The sequence below is a fragment of the Ktedonobacteraceae bacterium genome (genome assembly GCA_035653615.1).
In the GTDB taxonomy this organism is placed as follows: Bacteria; Chloroflexota; Ktedonobacteria; order Ktedonobacterales; family Ktedonobacteraceae; genus DASRBN01.
The window spans coordinates 52,434-68,337 of sequence record DASRBN010000008.1 but is presented as its reverse complement, the minus strand read 5'-3'; the positions used below and the strand labels follow the sequence as shown (position 1 = coordinate 68,337).

10 protein-coding genes are annotated in these 15,904 nt (G+C 55.8%); 9 read left to right on the top strand and 1 reads right to left on the bottom strand.

What is annotated here, in order from left to right; genetic code table 11:
* Window positions 1–91 precede the first annotated feature (91 nt).
* From VFA09_05225 to VFA09_05215, 3 genes are all read left to right on the top strand, one after another.
* On the top strand, window positions 92–766 hold the full coding sequence (locus tag VFA09_05225) for a GrpB family protein (protein ID HZU66661.1): 675 nt from the start codon (window positions 92–94) through the stop codon (window positions 764–766).
* 298 nt (window positions 767–1,064) lie between these two features.
* Complete coding sequence (locus tag VFA09_05220; GenBank protein ID HZU66660.1) at window positions 1,065–1,547, top strand: Hsp20/alpha crystallin family protein; 483 nt, start codon at window positions 1,065–1,067, stop codon at window positions 1,545–1,547.
* A 133-nt stretch (window positions 1,548–1,680) separates the two neighbouring features.
* On the top strand, window positions 1,681–2,052 hold the full coding sequence (locus tag VFA09_05215) for a hypothetical protein (protein ID HZU66659.1): 372 nt from the start codon (window positions 1,681–1,683) through the stop codon (window positions 2,050–2,052).
* A gap of 145 nt (window positions 2,053–2,197) precedes the next feature.
* Here VFA09_05215 and VFA09_05210 read toward each other — a convergent pair whose 3' ends face one another.
* The gene (locus tag VFA09_05210) at window positions 2,198–3,190 is read right to left on the bottom strand and encodes an LLM class flavin-dependent oxidoreductase (GenBank protein ID HZU66658.1); all 993 of its coding nucleotides are present in this window, start codon (window positions 3,188–3,190) and stop codon (window positions 2,198–2,200) included.
* Between the two features lie 441 nt (window positions 3,191–3,631).
* Here VFA09_05210 and VFA09_05205 point away from each other — a divergent pair, with 441 nt between their 5' ends.
* The 6 genes from VFA09_05205 (at window position 3,632) to VFA09_05180 (ending at window position 15,724) form a co-directional block, all read left to right on the top strand.
* Complete coding sequence (locus VFA09_05205; GenBank protein ID HZU66657.1) at window positions 3,632–6,784, top strand: DEAD/DEAH box helicase; 3,153 nt, start codon at window positions 3,632–3,634, stop codon at window positions 6,782–6,784.
* Window positions 6,785–6,789: 5 nt separating this feature from the next.
* Window positions 6,790–7,635, top strand: a complete 846-nt coding sequence (locus tag VFA09_05200) for an SWIM zinc finger family protein (protein HZU66656.1) — start codon at window positions 6,790–6,792, stop codon at window positions 7,633–7,635.
* Between the two features lie 101 nt (window positions 7,636–7,736).
* Entirely contained in the window at window positions 7,737–8,282 is a 546-nt protein-coding gene (locus VFA09_05195) for an emopamil-binding family protein (protein ID HZU66655.1), read from the top strand.
* A complete protein-coding gene (locus VFA09_05190) occupies window positions 8,279–9,142 on the top strand; it encodes a DUF1295 domain-containing protein (GenBank protein ID HZU66654.1) in 864 nt (287 codons plus the stop codon). The genes VFA09_05195 and VFA09_05190 overlap by 4 nt, the downstream gene beginning before the upstream one ends.
* A gap of 112 nt (window positions 9,143–9,254) precedes the next feature.
* A complete protein-coding gene (locus VFA09_05185; GenBank protein ID HZU66653.1) occupies window positions 9,255–12,914 on the top strand; it encodes a protein kinase in 3,660 nt (1,219 codons plus the stop codon).
* Window positions 12,915–13,054: 140 nt separating this feature from the next.
* Window positions 13,055–15,724 carry a tetratricopeptide repeat protein gene (locus VFA09_05180; GenBank protein HZU66652.1) on the top strand — a complete coding sequence of 890 codons (2,670 nt, stop codon included), beginning with the start codon at window positions 13,055–13,057 and terminating at the stop codon, window positions 15,722–15,724.
* Window positions 15,725–15,904: the final 180 nt, after the last annotated feature.

Genomic DNA, 15,904 nt, shown 5'->3' with positions numbered 1-15,904 from the left:
TATGTGTTCAGAAGTTTGCCTGCATAAATCCTATCATGCGAGATAGACCTCTTGATGTGAGTGAATAAGGACCAGACAGAAAGGAATGCGCATGTCCGAAATCAACAGCTCCACCCCAGGCTCATCGAACCAGGCAAAAGATGAAAGATCACAGCATCTCCCGGTAGCCGGAGATGTGTCGATGACCGAGGAGCAGCTTCAGGCTATCCATGTTGGTGGACTCACACCCCTGACCGTGCCGATCCAGGTTGTCGATTACGACCCGCAATGGCCCCAACTCTTCGCGCGCGAGGCCCGGCGCATCCAGGCCGCGCTTGGCGACCAGGCCCTGATGATTGAACATGTAGGCTCGACTTCGGTACCGGAGCTGGCGGCCAAACCAATCATCGACATCCTGCTGGTGGTAGCCGATTCATCGGATGAAGCGAGCTATGTTCCGGCCCTGGAGGCTGCCGGTTATGTATTGCGTATTCGCGAGCCAGGCTGGTACGAACATCGGGTATTCAAAGGGCCGGATACCAATGTCAACCTGCATGTCTTCTCCCAAGGATGCCCTGAAATTGATCGGATGCTGCTCTTCCGTGACTGGTTGCGTGGCAATCCTTCTGATCGCCATCTCTACGAACAGACCAAACGGACACTTGCTCGCCAGAACTGGAAATACACCCAGAACTATGCTGATGCGAAGACTACAGTGGTTGAAGAGATACTCACTCGGGCGCGGAAGAGGGCCGCAGAAGAGGCACGAAAAGGCTCTCAGAATTGAGTGCTAGAGAAACGTTAGAGTAATGTTAGAGATGTGTTAGATCTCAATTTTGAGGTCACTTTACGGAATATGTGAGATGATATGATTGTTTCTGGTTAATGGAAAGAGGAAAAAGGGATGCGTCCCAGGTCGAACCTCTCCCTCCAAACAGTTGAAAAGCAAAAACAAGTGTATTTGAACATCTCTGGGAGGTCGTAAGAGGCTAGACCGGGGAATCAGACCAGGCCTCTCCAGCAAACAAAGATTTGTTCACAAAGCAAAAGCGTAAGTCTATTGTTTCTTTAGGAGGTGACTGCGTATGACCACTTTGATGCGTTTCGATCCTTTTACCGAAGCACTTAGCCTGCGTGATGCGGTAAACAAACTCTTTGAGGAAAGCTTTGTGCGGCCCGGCTGGTTCGGCGCTCGCACGACGAATTTTGCTGCTCCAATGGATGTCTGCGAGACGGAGCATGGCTATCAGGTGTATGTGCTGATTCCCGGCATTAATCCAGAGAATATTGACCTGACTGTGCAGCAGAATACGCTGACTGTCAAGGGTCAGTACCAGCCTACGTTCAACGAAGGCGAGAAGGTCAACTGGCTGTTACAGGAGATCGGTTATGGGACCTTCGAGCGCACCATTACCTTCCCCAAACCTGTCGATGCTGACCACATCGAGACGACCTACGAGAATGGTATCCTGCACCTGGTGATACCGTTCAGCGAGGTGAGCCGCCCGAAGAAGATTAGCATCACCGGTAGCCATCAGAAACAACTGGCCGGCGCCGGCGCCTGGTGATCTTCCTCTTGAGGCCACGGCCCGGGGCGGTAGTGGTTTAGGATGGAAAGGAGGGCCGGTAGCGCTAAAGAGTGTTGCATGCTGTCATGATTGAAGGGAAGCGAGCATATCCTGGGGAAGCAGCAAGGACGTAGTGAATACGGGAACCGTTCAGGCATTTGGGGGTTCCATCCGGGCGGCTGATACAGTCAGTCGCGGCTTCCCAGGATATGCAATCTCCCTCAGCTTATTTTCGACCCTCCATCCTTTTTGGAGCAAGGGTTTCTGGAACGCGGTAGGAGGTATCGAGTTTCCGTTAGTTTTACTCGCGATTGCTGTAGTACTTGGATTGACAGGTGCTGGCACCTATTCTCTGGATACAGTCTTTAGCGTTAATCTGCCTGAACCGTTGACGTTTGTGATTGGACTGGTAGCATTGGTAGTGCTTTTGCTGGTGGCAATCCCAATCGGAACATGGATAGAGGAACATTCTCAAGTACTCCATCGTGTTCCTTCTTCTTCCTGATTCCTGAAAGGAGGGGTAGCCGGTAAGGCTACCCCTTTTTTCGTGCTTGTCCAATTTTTATCTCTAGATTTAGAAACTCACTCTGTGAGCCTCTGTTAACACGTATAGCACATCAACCATCACCCATTCATTGATGCGATCTCCTTTAGAGCGACCCAATCACCTGCAACAACTGCTCTCGCTCGTGTGCCTCGTCCGATACCGGCACCAGCATCAGCAGCAACTCATCCAGGCCGCTCGTGAGCAGCTCTCGCAGGCGTTTCTCCACCTGTGCCTGGTCTCCCGCGACCACCAACTCCTTCACCAGCTTATCCGTGCCCGTCCCATCCTCGCCAATGGGGAAGCCTGCCAGCTCAAACATGTGCCTGTAGAATGGCGCCCTGGTATAGAACGAGATGCGTGGCGTCGCTGCCACCTGTACGGCCGCCTCATCGGTACTCAGGGCCACCGGAATATGTGCGACCAGTGGTGGGGTGGGCCGGTTACTTGCCTGCGCTCCTGCCCTTAAAGCGGGTAGCGCCTTATCGAGCAGGTAGGGAACGGGGCAGACCCACGAGATCGCGCCATCGGCAATTTCACCGGCCAGGCGAAAGGCCTTCTCTCCTAGCGCCGAGATGAGCAGGGGAATCCGCGCCGGGCGTGGAATGGAGGCAGCTACATTGAAGAATTTACCGTGATGATCTACTCGCCCCTCCCACAACACCTGGCGCATCACCTCGACATATTCGCGTAAATACGCCAGCGGCGATGGCATCGAGAGGCCATAGATGTTTTCCATCACGTGACGGTGACTGGTGCCAACGCCCAATCGCAGGCGTCCCGGGGCAAGCGCTTCGATGGTTGCCGCTTGCTGGGCCATCACAAGCGGGTGGCGTGGATAGACGGGCACAATCGAGGTACCGAGGCGAATACGAGTTGTCTGCACTGCCGCGGCAGCAAAGATGGTCAGAGTGTCCAGCATGCCCGCCGATTGCGTCATCCAGACCTGCCGGATTCCGGCCTGCTCCGCCTCGCGTATCCTGTCGATGACAGTGGCAGTATCCTGTGCCTGCACGGCCAGCCCGGTGCGCTCGCGTAACGACAAATGAGAAACATCCCTGGCGGTAAGTATAGAGCGATTATTCTCTTCCTGGGACATCCTGATTTCAACCTTTCTAGCGGTTCTGAAAAGCTACATAGCATTCCTGTAGGGGCAGCGGTTCGTCCCTGTCCCGACCTTGACAAACGAATCCGGTCAAATGGCATTGTATCATTCCAGGGAGTGTGCTATCGAGGTCGCTATTTCGTATTTTCTGGCAATCTCTCGTGCCATCCTGAGACCCCGTGGGATCACCTCGTCTGGGGATTTCTGGAGAATTACTACATGAAATTGATGTAAAAACCTGCCTCCATATGGTAAAATACAGCGAGACATTTCAATTATGTCAATTTTTACAGCAACAAGGGTGAGCAAGGGGTGGGAGACCTGGTAGAGCTATTCTCGTCACAGAGCTTGATGAAAGGCTAACCCATTTATTCCTGATAAGGATCCATTTGAGGCACGCATTCTTCACGAAAACGCTCACCTCAGGAGCATCGCATGCATATTATCCATGGCGCATGGATTCCCGAAGATACACACAATTTTGAGCAGAAAGGCGCATTCTACCTGTGGGTAGAGACTGATACCCGAACGGGTGTGGCACGTAAAGGCGGGCAAAACGTTCATCCACGGCACCTGGCGCAATCAGACCTGGCCGCGTTTCTCATGGAAAAGCTCGGCCTGCAAGAAAATACACCCGGTATGCTGGCGCGCCAACTTGAGACAAAATACTTTCTGCTGCCCACAGTTGCAGGCAAACCCGCTCCCTGCTTCGAGTTGCTGCGCTATATGGATGAGGAGGAGCCAATTGAGTTCGAGATGGCTCCCTGGATGGTAACATCTTACCGGTTGCGCGACGTCATCAGCAGCCTGAACGACATCCATTTTATCGCCCTGTATGCCCCCAGTGATTTCCAGTTGGGAGCCGACCTGCTGTTCTGGCACCAGTACGCGCAGGCCCTCAAGGGCATCATCGCCAGAGACCAGTATATTCCCGCCCTCAGATACCAGGAGATCGCACCCGCGCCTGCAAAAGGCAAGAAGGCAAAAAACGCGCTTCCCAGTTTCGAACTGCATTATACCTGGGAACTGCTCTCCGAGAGCTACGAAAAGACTGTGCAGAGCTATCTAGTCGCCATGCCGGGCATCTGTGCTGCCGGGATGAACAGCCCGGATAATGCAGCGCTGTTTGACAAAGAAACCTTGCTGCGTCACTTCTCTGAAAGTCTCTTACATGATGTCGTGACAGGAACGCCTTTTATCGCGAAATTCGAACAGCAGATCGAGAACACCATCCTGTATAAATGCGTCTATCCGCATCGACCGGCCCTGGTTTACGATACACCGGAGGAGCGGCTGCAAGACTATAAGCACTGGCTGGCCTGGCGCAACAGCTTCACAAAAGCGGGTGCCGGAGCAGGCTTCAACCTCTGTTTCCGCCTGGAGGAGGCATCTCCCGATGATATGGACAACTGGCAGCTGCATTTCCTCGTCGCCTCGCGCCGGGACCCCTCGCTCAAATTAAGTCTGGATGACTTCTGGCATCTCGATGCGCAGGTACGCGCTGAGGTGATCCGTCATTTCGGGCAGGACTTCGAGAAAAACCTGTTGCTCTCCCTGGGCCATGCTGCTCGCATCTATCCCAAAATCTGGGATGGATTGGCCACAGACAAACCGCGGGGATGCACGCTGACCATGGATGAAGCGTTCGCATTTTTGAAAGAGAACGCCTGGGTGCTTGGTGATGCCGGTTATACTGTTATCGTTCCATCGTGGTGGACGCCGGAGGGCCGCAGGCGCACCAAAATTCGCCTCAAAACATCTGTGCGCTCATCGAAAGGATCATCCGGCGTCAATAGCGGCTACTTCAGCCTCAACAATATCATCGCCTATGAATACCAGCTATCGATTGGCGGCGAGGTCGTCACGCCGGAGGAATGGGAGCAGCTCGTCAACGCCAAAACGCCCCTGGTGCAGTTCCGCGGGCAGTGGATGGAACTGGACCGCGACAAAATGCAGCAACTGCTGGAGTTCTGGCAGAAGCACCAGCACGAGCAGCCAGAAATCACGCTGCTGGACATGCTGAAACTTGGCGCCGGGGCCGAGGACGACCTGGAGTGGGACCACGACGCCGTCTTGTGTGATATGCTCTCGCGGCTCCAGGACAAAAATGCCTTTGCCCCCATCAAGGACCCACGCAACCTGCACGGTTCGCTGCGCGACTACCAGCGGCGCGGCGTCTCCTGGCTCCAATACCTGGAAAATCTCGGACTGAATCCCTGCCTGGCAGACGATATGGGGCTTGGCAAAACGCTAGAGGTGATCGCGCACCTGCTCAAGGAGCGCGAGGAGTCCGGCGATGTGCCGCCAACGCTTGTCATCGCACCGACCTCAGTGCTGGGCAACTGGCGTAAAGAAATCGAGCGTTTCGCGCCACAGCTGCGCGTACTCGTGCATCAGGGCAGCACGCGGTTGAAAGATAAGCAAGCTTTTGTTGAAACATGCAAGCAATATGACGTTATCTTGACCTCTTTTGCTCTGGCCCGCCTGGATGAGAAGCTCTTGCAGACCGTGCAATGGCATCGTGTAGTAGTCGATGAGGCGCAGAACATCAAGAATCCGCAGGCCGCACAGACCCGCGCCATTGTGAAACTTCCGGCATCGCACCGCATCGCCCTGACCGGCACGCCCGTTGAGAATCGCTTGCGCGACCTGTGGTCCATCTTCAACTTCCTCAATCCTGGCTATCTCGGCAAGGAGGCGCAATTCCGCAAGTCCTTCGAACTGCCCATCCAGAAAAATAACGATGTGGCCACCTCGACAACCTTAAAGAAGCTGGTCGAGCCTTTTATCCTGCGTCGCGTCAAAACCGACAAACGCATCATCGATGACCTGCCGGATAAAATCGAGCAGAAGATGTATACGACGCTTTCGCCAGAGCAAGCCTCTCTTTACGAGGCGGTCGTCAAAGACGTTGAGGAGCAATTAAACGAGGCGGAAGGGATACAGCGCAAGGGCCTGATCCTCTCCACGTTGCTGAAGCTGAAGCAAATTTGCAACCACCCGGCGCAGTTCTTGCAGGATGGCAGCGCGTTTATTCCCGAACGCTCCCACAAGCTCCAGCGCCTGGGCGAGATGGTCGAAGAGGTGATTGATAGCGGCGAAAGCGCCTTGATCTTCACGCAGTTTACAGAGATTGGCGGCGAACTTGAGCGTTATCTCGCGCACACCCTGCACTATAATACCTACTACCTGCACGGTGGAACCAGTGTAGCACGCCGCGAACGCATGATCGCGGAGTTTCAAGACCCCGCGACCGAGCCATCGCTATTCATTCTCTCGCTGCGGGCAGGCGGCGTTGGCCTGAATCTGACGAAGGCCAACCACGTTTTCCACTTCGACCGCTGGTGGAATCCATCGGTAGAAGACCAGGCGACCGACCGCGCCTTCCGCATCGGCCAGCGTAAAAACGTCTTCGTGCATAAATTTGTCGCCATGGGGACTTTGGAAGAGCGCATTGACGCGATGATCGAGGATAAGAAACGCCTCTCCTCGCTGGTCGTCGGCACCGATGAATCGTGGCTGACGGAACTTGACAACGATACCTTTAAAGAACTGATCGCGTTGCGGCACAGCGCGGTCGTGGAGTAACGACGATGGCACAGTTCAGCCGTACCTGGTGGGGCCAGCGCTTTATCGCCGCCCTCGAACAATTTACCGATCCTGGGCGTCTTGGGCGCGGGCGCTCCTATGCCAGCAACGGGCGCATCCTCGAATACAAGCTTGCCAATGGCACAGTAACAGCGAAAGTGCGTGGTTCGATCAATCCATACTTTGGCGTCTACAAAGAGCCTATCTACAAGACGACGATCAAAATCAAACCGATCTCCGCCGCCAGCTGGACAAAAGCCATCCAGCATATCGCCTCGAGGGCCGACCTGGTGACGAAACTGCTGATGAACGAGATGCCGGACACAATTGACGATGCCTTCGCGCAATGGGGACTGCACTTGCTGCCGCACAGCGAGGCCGACTTCGATACCGACTGTTCCTGCCCCGACTGGTCGAACCCCTGCAAGCATATCGCCGGAGTCTACTACCTGCTGGCCTCAGACCTCGACCGCGATCCATTCTTGATGTTCGAGCTGCGCGGCCTATCCAGGGAAGACCTGCACGCCGAACTGGCGCGCTCCCCGCTGGGGCAAATCCTCTCATCTGCCCTCAAGTCAGAGGACACGCTGCCTGAAGTCGAGCCGGTCGAGTCGTTGCACACACGCCCTGCCCGGCAGTCTATTGCGGCGGCAGTCGGCCATAAGGAGTTCTGGACCGGTGCCAGGAGACTGCCCGCCGCCCCAACTGCGCCCTCACAGCCCACCGTTCCGGCGCTGCTGATCAAGAAGCAGGGAGATTATCCTGCTTTCTGGCACAAAGACGTGTCTTTCATCAGCGTGATGGAAGAGCTCTATGAGCGCGTGCGGGCGAAGAACAGGCAGATGAAGTAGGGACAGTGCCCTGCCCTATTCGATTGGAAAAATTCAACAGTTCATCCCCTCATCTGTTATAATAAAGTCTGATCGTCAAACGAATAAGGAGCGTCATACCCATGGTAGAGACAATCCCTTTCTCGCAGCGTCGCGTCGACATCCTGCTTGTGGCATTTTTCCTCATCAATCTGCTGTTCGTGTCGTATTTGATCGATACCGAACAACTGGTTATCGCCAATCCCTACCACTTCAGCTATCCGATCTGGCCGCCGGGGCCGGTTATCGATGCCGTCCACTGGTGGGGCTTCAACTTCGACCCGCTGTTGATCGCGCGTCCGCCCTTTTTCAAGGTGACCATCTGGCTGGATAACCTGCTGTACGGCCCATTTTATCTGATCGCCACCTATGCCTATATCAAGGGTAAAGAGTGGATTCGCATCCCCAGCATCATCTATGCCGTCTCCATGATCTCCGGCGTCATCATGATTCTTAGTGAAGAGGCTTTCGGGCAATACCGCACTCCGCACCTGGCGCTGGTCGTTGCCGCTAACGCCTCCTGGATCATCTTTCCATTGATCATCCTGGTCCGCATGGGATTAAGTGCGCATCCTTTTACCAGGCGCGTCGCAACAGCGCAGGCGAGCGAGACAGGAGTGCGGGTATGATTCGAGGATTTCTGCTCGTATTTGTTGCCTATGTGCTGGCAGGCGCGGCAGCTGTGGGCACCGGCATCTTATTTCACGCTTACCCACCAATCGTCATTGTAGGATTAGCAGACCTGGCCGCGACCATCGTCGTCTTCATCTTCAGTGTCCTCGCGAATAATTCCAGCGTCTATGATCCCTATTGGAGCGTTGCGCCGGTACCCATCGCCCTCTTCTGGCTGTTCCAACCCGGCTCTGATGGCTTTGCCAGTGCGCGCCATGTGCTGATCTTCGCGCTCGTTTGCCTGTGGGCCATTCGCCTGACCACCAACTGGGCGATTCGCTGGCATGGATTGAGCCACGAAGACTGGCGCTACCAGGACATTCATAAACAGGCGGGCGCATTTTACTGGCCTGTTAGCTTTCTTGGCATTCATCTCATGCCTACCATCCTGGTCTTTCTGGGTTGCCTGTCCTTATGGCCGGCCTTGAGCGATCACAATGTCCAGCTGTCGTGGCTGGATGTCGTCGCTGCCCTGGTAACGCTCAGCGCCATACTCATCGAGGGAACAGCGGATGTACAGATGCAGCGCTTTCGCAGGCAGCAGAAAGTGCCTGGAGAGCTGATTCCGCCTGGATTGTGGTCGGTGTCGCGCCATCCGAACTACTTTGGCGAGGTGCTTTTCTGGTGGGGGTTGTATCTCTTTGTTCCGCTGGCGCATCCCGGTTTCTGGTGGGTCATCGTTGGGCCGGTTGCTATCCTGTTGCTCTTCCTTGGCATCAGCATTCCCTTGATGGAACGTCACCTGCTTGATAAATATCCCAATTACGAGGAGTACCAGCAGCGCGTGTCGCGCTTCTTTCCCTGGTTCGCGCGCTGACATCCTCCACTCGTTTAACTTCACGCGAGAAATCCCACGCCTTGACATCCGAGGCTTCTTCATATAGCATTGAAACGAAGGCGAGTAGGGGGTGTTTGCTAGAAGGTGTATCATGCAAGACCTTGTTGGGCAGCAACTCGGCAACTACCGTATCTTACGTCTGTTAGGCCAGGGCGGTTCGGCCTCGGTCTACCTGGGGGAGCATGTTTACCTCAAAAGCTATGCCGCGCTAAAAATCCTGCGCACGCAGCTTGCCGGACAGGATGCCGAACAGTTTTTAAAGGAAGCGCAAGCACTATCGAGCCTTTCTCATCCCCATATTGTGCGCGTGCTGGACTTCGCGGTGCAAGATGATGTGCCATTTCTGGTTATGGGCTATGCGTCCGGGGGCACGCTGCGCCAGCGGCATCCGGCGGGCACAGTCTTGCCGCTGGATACCATCGTCCTGTATGTTCAGCAGCTCGCCTCGGCCCTGCAATATGCCCATGACCGGCGCCTGATTCATCGTGATATCAAGCCGGAGAACATGCTGCTCGATTCCCAGGATAACCTCTTGCTCAGCGATTTCGACCTGGCCCTCTTCACTCGTTCGAGCGCCACGTATAGCAACCATAGCCTGCTTCAACAGGTTGCGGGAACTTCGCTCTACCTGGCACCCGAACAACTTCAAGGCCAATCGCGAGCAGCGAGCGATCAATACGCGCTTGCCGTTGTCATTTATGAATGGTTGTGCGGTCAACCTCCTTTTCAGGGTACGCTGCTCGAAATTGCCATGCAGCACCTCTCCGCGCCGCCCCCACCATTGCGGAACCGGTTGCCTGATCTTTCACCTGTCGTCGAAGACGTAGTACTGCGGGCACTGGCAAAAGACCCGCGGCAGCGCTTCGCCACGATACAAGAGTTTGCCTTCGCCCTCCAGCAAGCCGCGGAAACGCCCGTAGGGGCCGATTCATCGCGCCCAGCGCCGATTGATCGGCCCCTCATAAATATAACAACAAATCCCCTTGCGCCTCCTGGGCCTGCACCCATCTGGAAGGTACCTACCGTCCTGACACCGCTGATTGGGCGCGAGCAGGACATCGCGGATATTCGCGCTCTATTGATGCGCCCAGATGTGCGCCTCCTCACCTTGCTCGGGCCAGGTGGCATCGGCAAAACACGGTTAAGCTTCCAGCTTGCTGCCGAATTGCGCGGCGCCTTCAGCGGCGGAGTTTGCTTTGTGCAACTGGCCACGATTCGTGAACCGGATCAGTTGATGCCGGCAATCGCACGCGAACTGGATATACCTGAGAGCGGGGACAGCCCTCCTTTTGATCAGGTGAGTGAGTTCCTGCATGAAAGACAACTGCTACTGATCCTGGACAACTTCGAACAGATCATCGACGCGGCTGCGCAGCTTGAGCAGTTGCTGCGCAATTGTCCGCGGCTAAAGGTGCTTGTCACCAGCCGCGCTGCTTTGCGTATCAGCAGTGAACTGCTCTTTGTAGTATCCCCGCTGGAGCTGCCGGATTTGAAACATCTGCCTGGAAAAGAGGCGCTTGCTCAATGTGCCTCCGTCGCCCTCTTCGTCCAACGCGCGCAGGCGCAGATTCCGGCCTTTGAGCTGACTACGACCAACGCCGGTGTGCTTGCCGAGATCTGTGTGCAACTGGAAGGCCTGCCACTGGCCATAGAATTGGCCGCCGCCCGTATCAAACTGCTCCCCCCGCATGCCCTGCTGCCTCGCCTCGCGCAGCGCCTTCAAGTACTCACTGCCGGCTCCCCGGCGTTGCCGTTACGACAACAGGCGCTGCGTAGTACCATCCGGTGGAGCTACGATCTGCTGGATGCCTGGGAGCAGCGTCTCTTCCGCAGGCTATCCGTCTTCAGGGATGGCTGCAGTTTAGAAGCCGCTGAAGCTCTCTGTGCCATGCTGGATGGTGAAGACGGCGAGGCCGTACCGGTCTTAGATGGTGTCGAATCGCTTATCGAAAAGAGCCTGTTACGATCACCCACCTTGCAAGAGCAAGAAGAGGAGCCTCGCCTGCGTATGTTGGAGACCATTCGAGAGTATGGACTCGAGTGCCTGGCCGCGAGCGGAGAGATGGAGCGCACCAGGCAGGCTCATGCTGATTTCTACCTGATATTTGTGGAGGAGGTAGAGCCAAAACTTGCCGGCCCAGAACAGGCCACCTGGTTAGACCGCCTGGAACACGAACATGAGAACCTGCGCCTGGCCCTTGAATGGTTGCTTGAACAGAGGGTAGATGGGGGCAATGTGGAGAAGACTTTACGCTTTGGCGGTGCGCTCCGCAGATTCTGGCTGGTGCGTGGCTACTTAAGTGAAGGTCGGAGCTTCCTGGAGCGGATTCTGGCAGGAAGTGAGGGCATCAAAACGCCTGCGCGCGCCAAGGCGCTCAATGCTGCCGCGAATATAGCGCTCAACCAGGGCGATGTTGACCGCGCGGAAGTGCTGGCGGAAGAGGCGCTTGCGCTCTATGCCAGGCAGGCGCGCACGCGACAACTGCCTATCTTACAGGCAGAGATGCAGCCACAGGCGGGGCTGGAACAGTACCATGGACTCGGAGATGCGCAGGGTATCGCGTTTGCCCTCCATCAATTGGAAAGAGTAGCCAGGGCAAGAGGCAATCTTAATGCCGCCCTTGTGTTGTCGGAAGAGGCCCTGGCACTCTTTAAGGAAGCCGATGATCAGGAGCGCGTGGCGTGGTCGCTCTACCGCCTGGCGCGCCTGCACAGGGAGTTGGGGAAATATGACAGCGCCTGTGTTCTGGCCGAAGAGAGCCTGGCGATACATAGAGGTCTGGGAAACAAGGAGGGGATTGCGAGTTCGCTCCTCCAACTGGCACAGGCGCTTTTCGCCTCTCAGAAGGATGTCGCCCGGGTACACGTTCTGCTTGAAGATGCTCTCGCTCTTTTTAAAGAATTGGGTGATCGAGAAGATATAGCCGACTGCCTGCGCCTTTCCGGCCAGCTCGCACTCAACCGGGCTGACCCAACTCTGGCCCGCCCGGTGGTTGACGAGAGTATTGCACTTTCTAAAGAAATCGGGGATCGCGAGGGCCTCGCGGGGTCTCTCCTTCTTTTGGCCAGAATATACGTCATCCAGGGTGACTATGCGGCGGCGCGCACATTGTACCAGGAGGTCCTGGACGAGGCTAGAAAGACAGGCAATAAGATGAACATCGTCATCTGCCTGGAAGGATTGGCGCAGCTGGCCGCGATACAGGCTGTCTCCGCTCCGGCCACTACCCAGCAACAATCATTCCTGTGGGCAGCACAACTCTGGGGAGCAGCCGAGTCCTTGCGCAAAGAGATTGGCGCCCCCATTCCGCCTGTTGATCGTGCCTCCTATGAGCAGGCCATAGCCGGTGCGCGCGCTTTTCTTGGCACGCCGGCTTTTGATAGGGCGTGGGCCAGAGGAAAGACGATGCCACTCGAAGATGCTCTCGCTGGTCCCACTCCGGTAAAAGATACTGCGCAGGCAGCGCCTCCCGGCCCTGTACCAGCCCGGCCATCCGCGGCGGCAAAAAAGGTTTCGCAAGCAGCATCAACCCCATCATTGAGGGTTCAGACCTACCCTGACGAACTGACCGCGCGTGAGGTCGAAGTATTGCGCCTGCTTGCGCAAGGCTACTCCGATGCGCAGATTGCCGAACGCCTCGTCATCAGCCCCCGCACCGTCAATACCCACGTGACCTCCATCTATCGTAAGATTCAGGTGACGACCCGCAGTGGGGCTACGCGCTACGCTGTTGAGCATGGGCTTATCTGATATCACCCTTGCTTTGGCCTGCTTGCAAGGTATTGATAATTACTTACAAACAGGCTCGAAACGGTTTATAATAAAGTCAATGAAACCTTCATCATCCCTATGGGCATCGTTGCCATAGCTGGTAATCGGGAAGGCCATGAATGGTGCAGGACAAAATTATCGCGTTCCCCCAAAAGCGAGACGCTGCTGAGCGAACCTCTCAATACCGGTTGCCGCTCCAACTCACGCCGTTCATTGGACGCGAACGTGAGGTGGCAGCGATTCGTGCCATGTTGCGCCGTCCGGGAGTTCGACTCCTCACGCTGACTGGAACGGGCGGCGTGGGCAAAACACGCCTGGCGCTCGAGGTCGCTTGTTCGATGGTGGACGAGTTTGCGGATGGCGTCTGCTTCGTATCACTGGCCCCGGTGAACGATCCTGCGCTCGTCATGCCGGCCATCGCTCAGGCATTTGGGCTGCGAGAAACCGCCGATCACCCACTGCAAGAACAACTACAAGCGTATCTTCAACAGCATGAGATATTGCTGGTGCTGGATAACCTGGAGCAGATTGTAGCGTTTGCTCCACGACTGGCAGAATTTTTAGCCTTCTGCCCTGACCTGCATGTCTTGCTTACCAGCCGGGCCACGCTGCGCATCCCCGGCGAGTACGAATTTCCGGTCGCTCCTCTGAGCCTGCCAGACCTCTCCAGACGACCTGGTCATGAACGTATCGCTCAAGCAGCCGCCGTACAACTCTTTATCCAACGCGCCCAGGCTGTGCAACCATCCTTTCAGCTGACGCCGGCCAATGCTCCTATCGTGGCAAACATCTGCGCTCGCCTGGATGGATTGCCGCTCGCGCTCGAGCTGGCTGCCGCTCGCATCAAACTACTGCCTCCGCAAAGCCTCCTTAAACGCCTGGAACATCCGCTGGGTATCTTGACCAGGGGAGCCAGCGGCAGTCCCTCGCGGCAGCAGACCATACGCGGTACCATACAGTGGAGCTATGACCTGCTGGACGATTGGGAGCAGCGCCTGTTCCGCCTGTGTTCGGTCTTCACCGGCGGTTTCACTTTACCGGCAGTGGAGGCGATAGGCTCAGCGCTGTACGAGGGAAATAGCCAGGCGACCGTGCCAACAGGGTCAATAGGATCAATTCTGGATGGCATAGACTCATTGGTAAATAAAAGCCTGGTACTACCACCCCGGCAGGAGGATGCGGAGGAGGAGCCTCGCCTGGGCATGCTGGAAACCATTCGCGAATACGGGCGAGAGTTGCTGGAACAAAAAGGGGAGATGGAGGATGCGCGCCGGGCGCACGCGGCATTTTATCTTCAGTTTGTCGAAGAGACTACGCGGCAAACCAACTGGATAAAGCCCCTGCAGCGCGATTATGATAATCTACGCGCCGCCATGTCATGGATGCTGGAAACTGAGGGTGAGAAGCCAGGTATGCAACGCATAGAAATGGCCCTGCGCCTGGCATCCCTGTTAGAAAATTTTTGGCGCACTCAAGGATACCTGTCTGAGGGATGGTCATTTATAGAGCGGGCGCTGGCTAAGAGTGAAGGAGCCTCGCCAGGTCTTCTGTCGCAAGCCTTAGTCACAGCCTCTATCCTGCTGGGAAACCTGGGTGACCGCAAACGGGCGCAGGCACTGTTAGAGCAAAGCCTGGCACTCAGCAGAGAACTTGGAGACACAAACCGGATCGCCTATAGCTTGCGTAATCTCGGCTGGTTGGCCTACCAGGATGGTAACTTTCCCCGCTCACACGCCCTTTACGAGGAAAGCCTTGCACTCTTCAAAGACCTGAACGACAGGCGAGGGATTGCGCTGTCGTTAAATAACCTGGCATACCTGGCACAGAACCAGGGAGATTTTGAAGGAGCGTATCGCCTCTTCTCCGAATCCCTGGCAATATGCAGAGAACTTGGAAATACGCGCCTCATAATAAGCCTCCTATTCCAACTGGCTCAGTTACAGTATGTATCTCACGAGAATCCTCCTATGAATGAGATCGTTCGTTTTCTCGATGAGTGTATAGCGCTCGCCCAGGAGTTATCTGATAAGGTTAATGCCGCACATGCTCGCTTCTTACTCGGCCTGCTGGCTTTCACCCAGGGAGACCTGGTAAAGGCTCGCCTGCTGGTAGAAGAGCACATCTCATTTTTCACCAGCATACAAGACCGCAGGTCACAAGGTGTGGCCAGCGCTATGCTTGCCAGGATCATCGCCGCTCAGGGAGATTACGCCACCGCGCGTGCTCTTCTTGAAAAGAGCCTGGCGATAGCAGACGAGGTAGGTGACAAAACAGAGATCACCACTCTAGGTCTGGAGGGCATGGCGTTGCTGGCGGCGGCTTCTGGACAGAGGGTCTGGGCCGTGCGGCTGTGGGGAGCAGCCGAGAAACTGCGCGAAGACGTTGCATTTCCTATGATCCCTGTCGAGCGTGGCCCTTACCGGCGCTCGGTAACAGAACTGCGCGCCTTCTTTGGAGAACAAATCTTTGCCGGCCTGTGGGCAGAAGGACGGGCCATGTCCCCGGAGGAGGCATTATCAGCGAATGCGGCTCTGCCTCCCAAACAAAGCTCGCAGCCAGCACAACCTGTCACTGTAGAAAAAGCTCCTGCCTTTCCCGCCGGTCTGTCAGCACGCGAGGTAGAGGTACTACGCCTGCTGGCCCAGGGCCTATCCGACGCCGAGATAGCCGACCAGCTCATCATCAGCCCTCGCACCGTCAATACCCACCTGACTTCGATTTATCGCAAGATACAGGTCACCTCACGCAGCGCGGCCACTCGCTATGCGAGCGAACACCAGCTTATTTGATTACGTATAACTACGTATTGCTCCTCTCTACCCCGCTCGAATCGCCTTTCTGGACCTCTTTTTCATTTACGTAGCCCAACACGTTATTTCACGGATGTGTTCGCACTGCCTGCCTGATACACTTTGGACATAAAGAAGTTCACTGCAGGAAGTGAACAAGGACATTTAAAAAGTAAAAAG

Coding starts and splice junctions, on each gene's coding strand:
- VFA09_05220 (HZU66660.1), top strand. CDS start 1,065: ATGACCACTTTGATGCGTTTCGATCCTTTTACCGAAGCACTTAGCCTG.
- VFA09_05190 (HZU66654.1), top strand. CDS start 8,279: ATGATTCGAGGATTTCTGCTCGTATTTGTTGCCTATGTGCTGGCAGGC.
- VFA09_05210 (HZU66658.1), bottom strand. CDS start 3,190: ATGTCCCAGGAAGAGAATAATCGCTCTATACTTACCGCCAGGGATGTT.
- VFA09_05225 (HZU66661.1), top strand. CDS start 92: ATGTCCGAAATCAACAGCTCCACCCCAGGCTCATCGAACCAGGCAAAA.
- VFA09_05180 (HZU66652.1), top strand. CDS start 13,055: ATGGTGCAGGACAAAATTATCGCGTTCCCCCAAAAGCGAGACGCTGCT.
- VFA09_05200 (HZU66656.1), top strand. CDS start 6,790: ATGGCACAGTTCAGCCGTACCTGGTGGGGCCAGCGCTTTATCGCCGCC.
- VFA09_05205 (HZU66657.1), top strand. CDS start 3,632: ATGCATATTATCCATGGCGCATGGATTCCCGAAGATACACACAATTTT.
- VFA09_05195 (HZU66655.1), top strand. CDS start 7,737: ATGGTAGAGACAATCCCTTTCTCGCAGCGTCGCGTCGACATCCTGCTT.
- VFA09_05185 (HZU66653.1), top strand. CDS start 9,255: ATGCAAGACCTTGTTGGGCAGCAACTCGGCAACTACCGTATCTTACGT.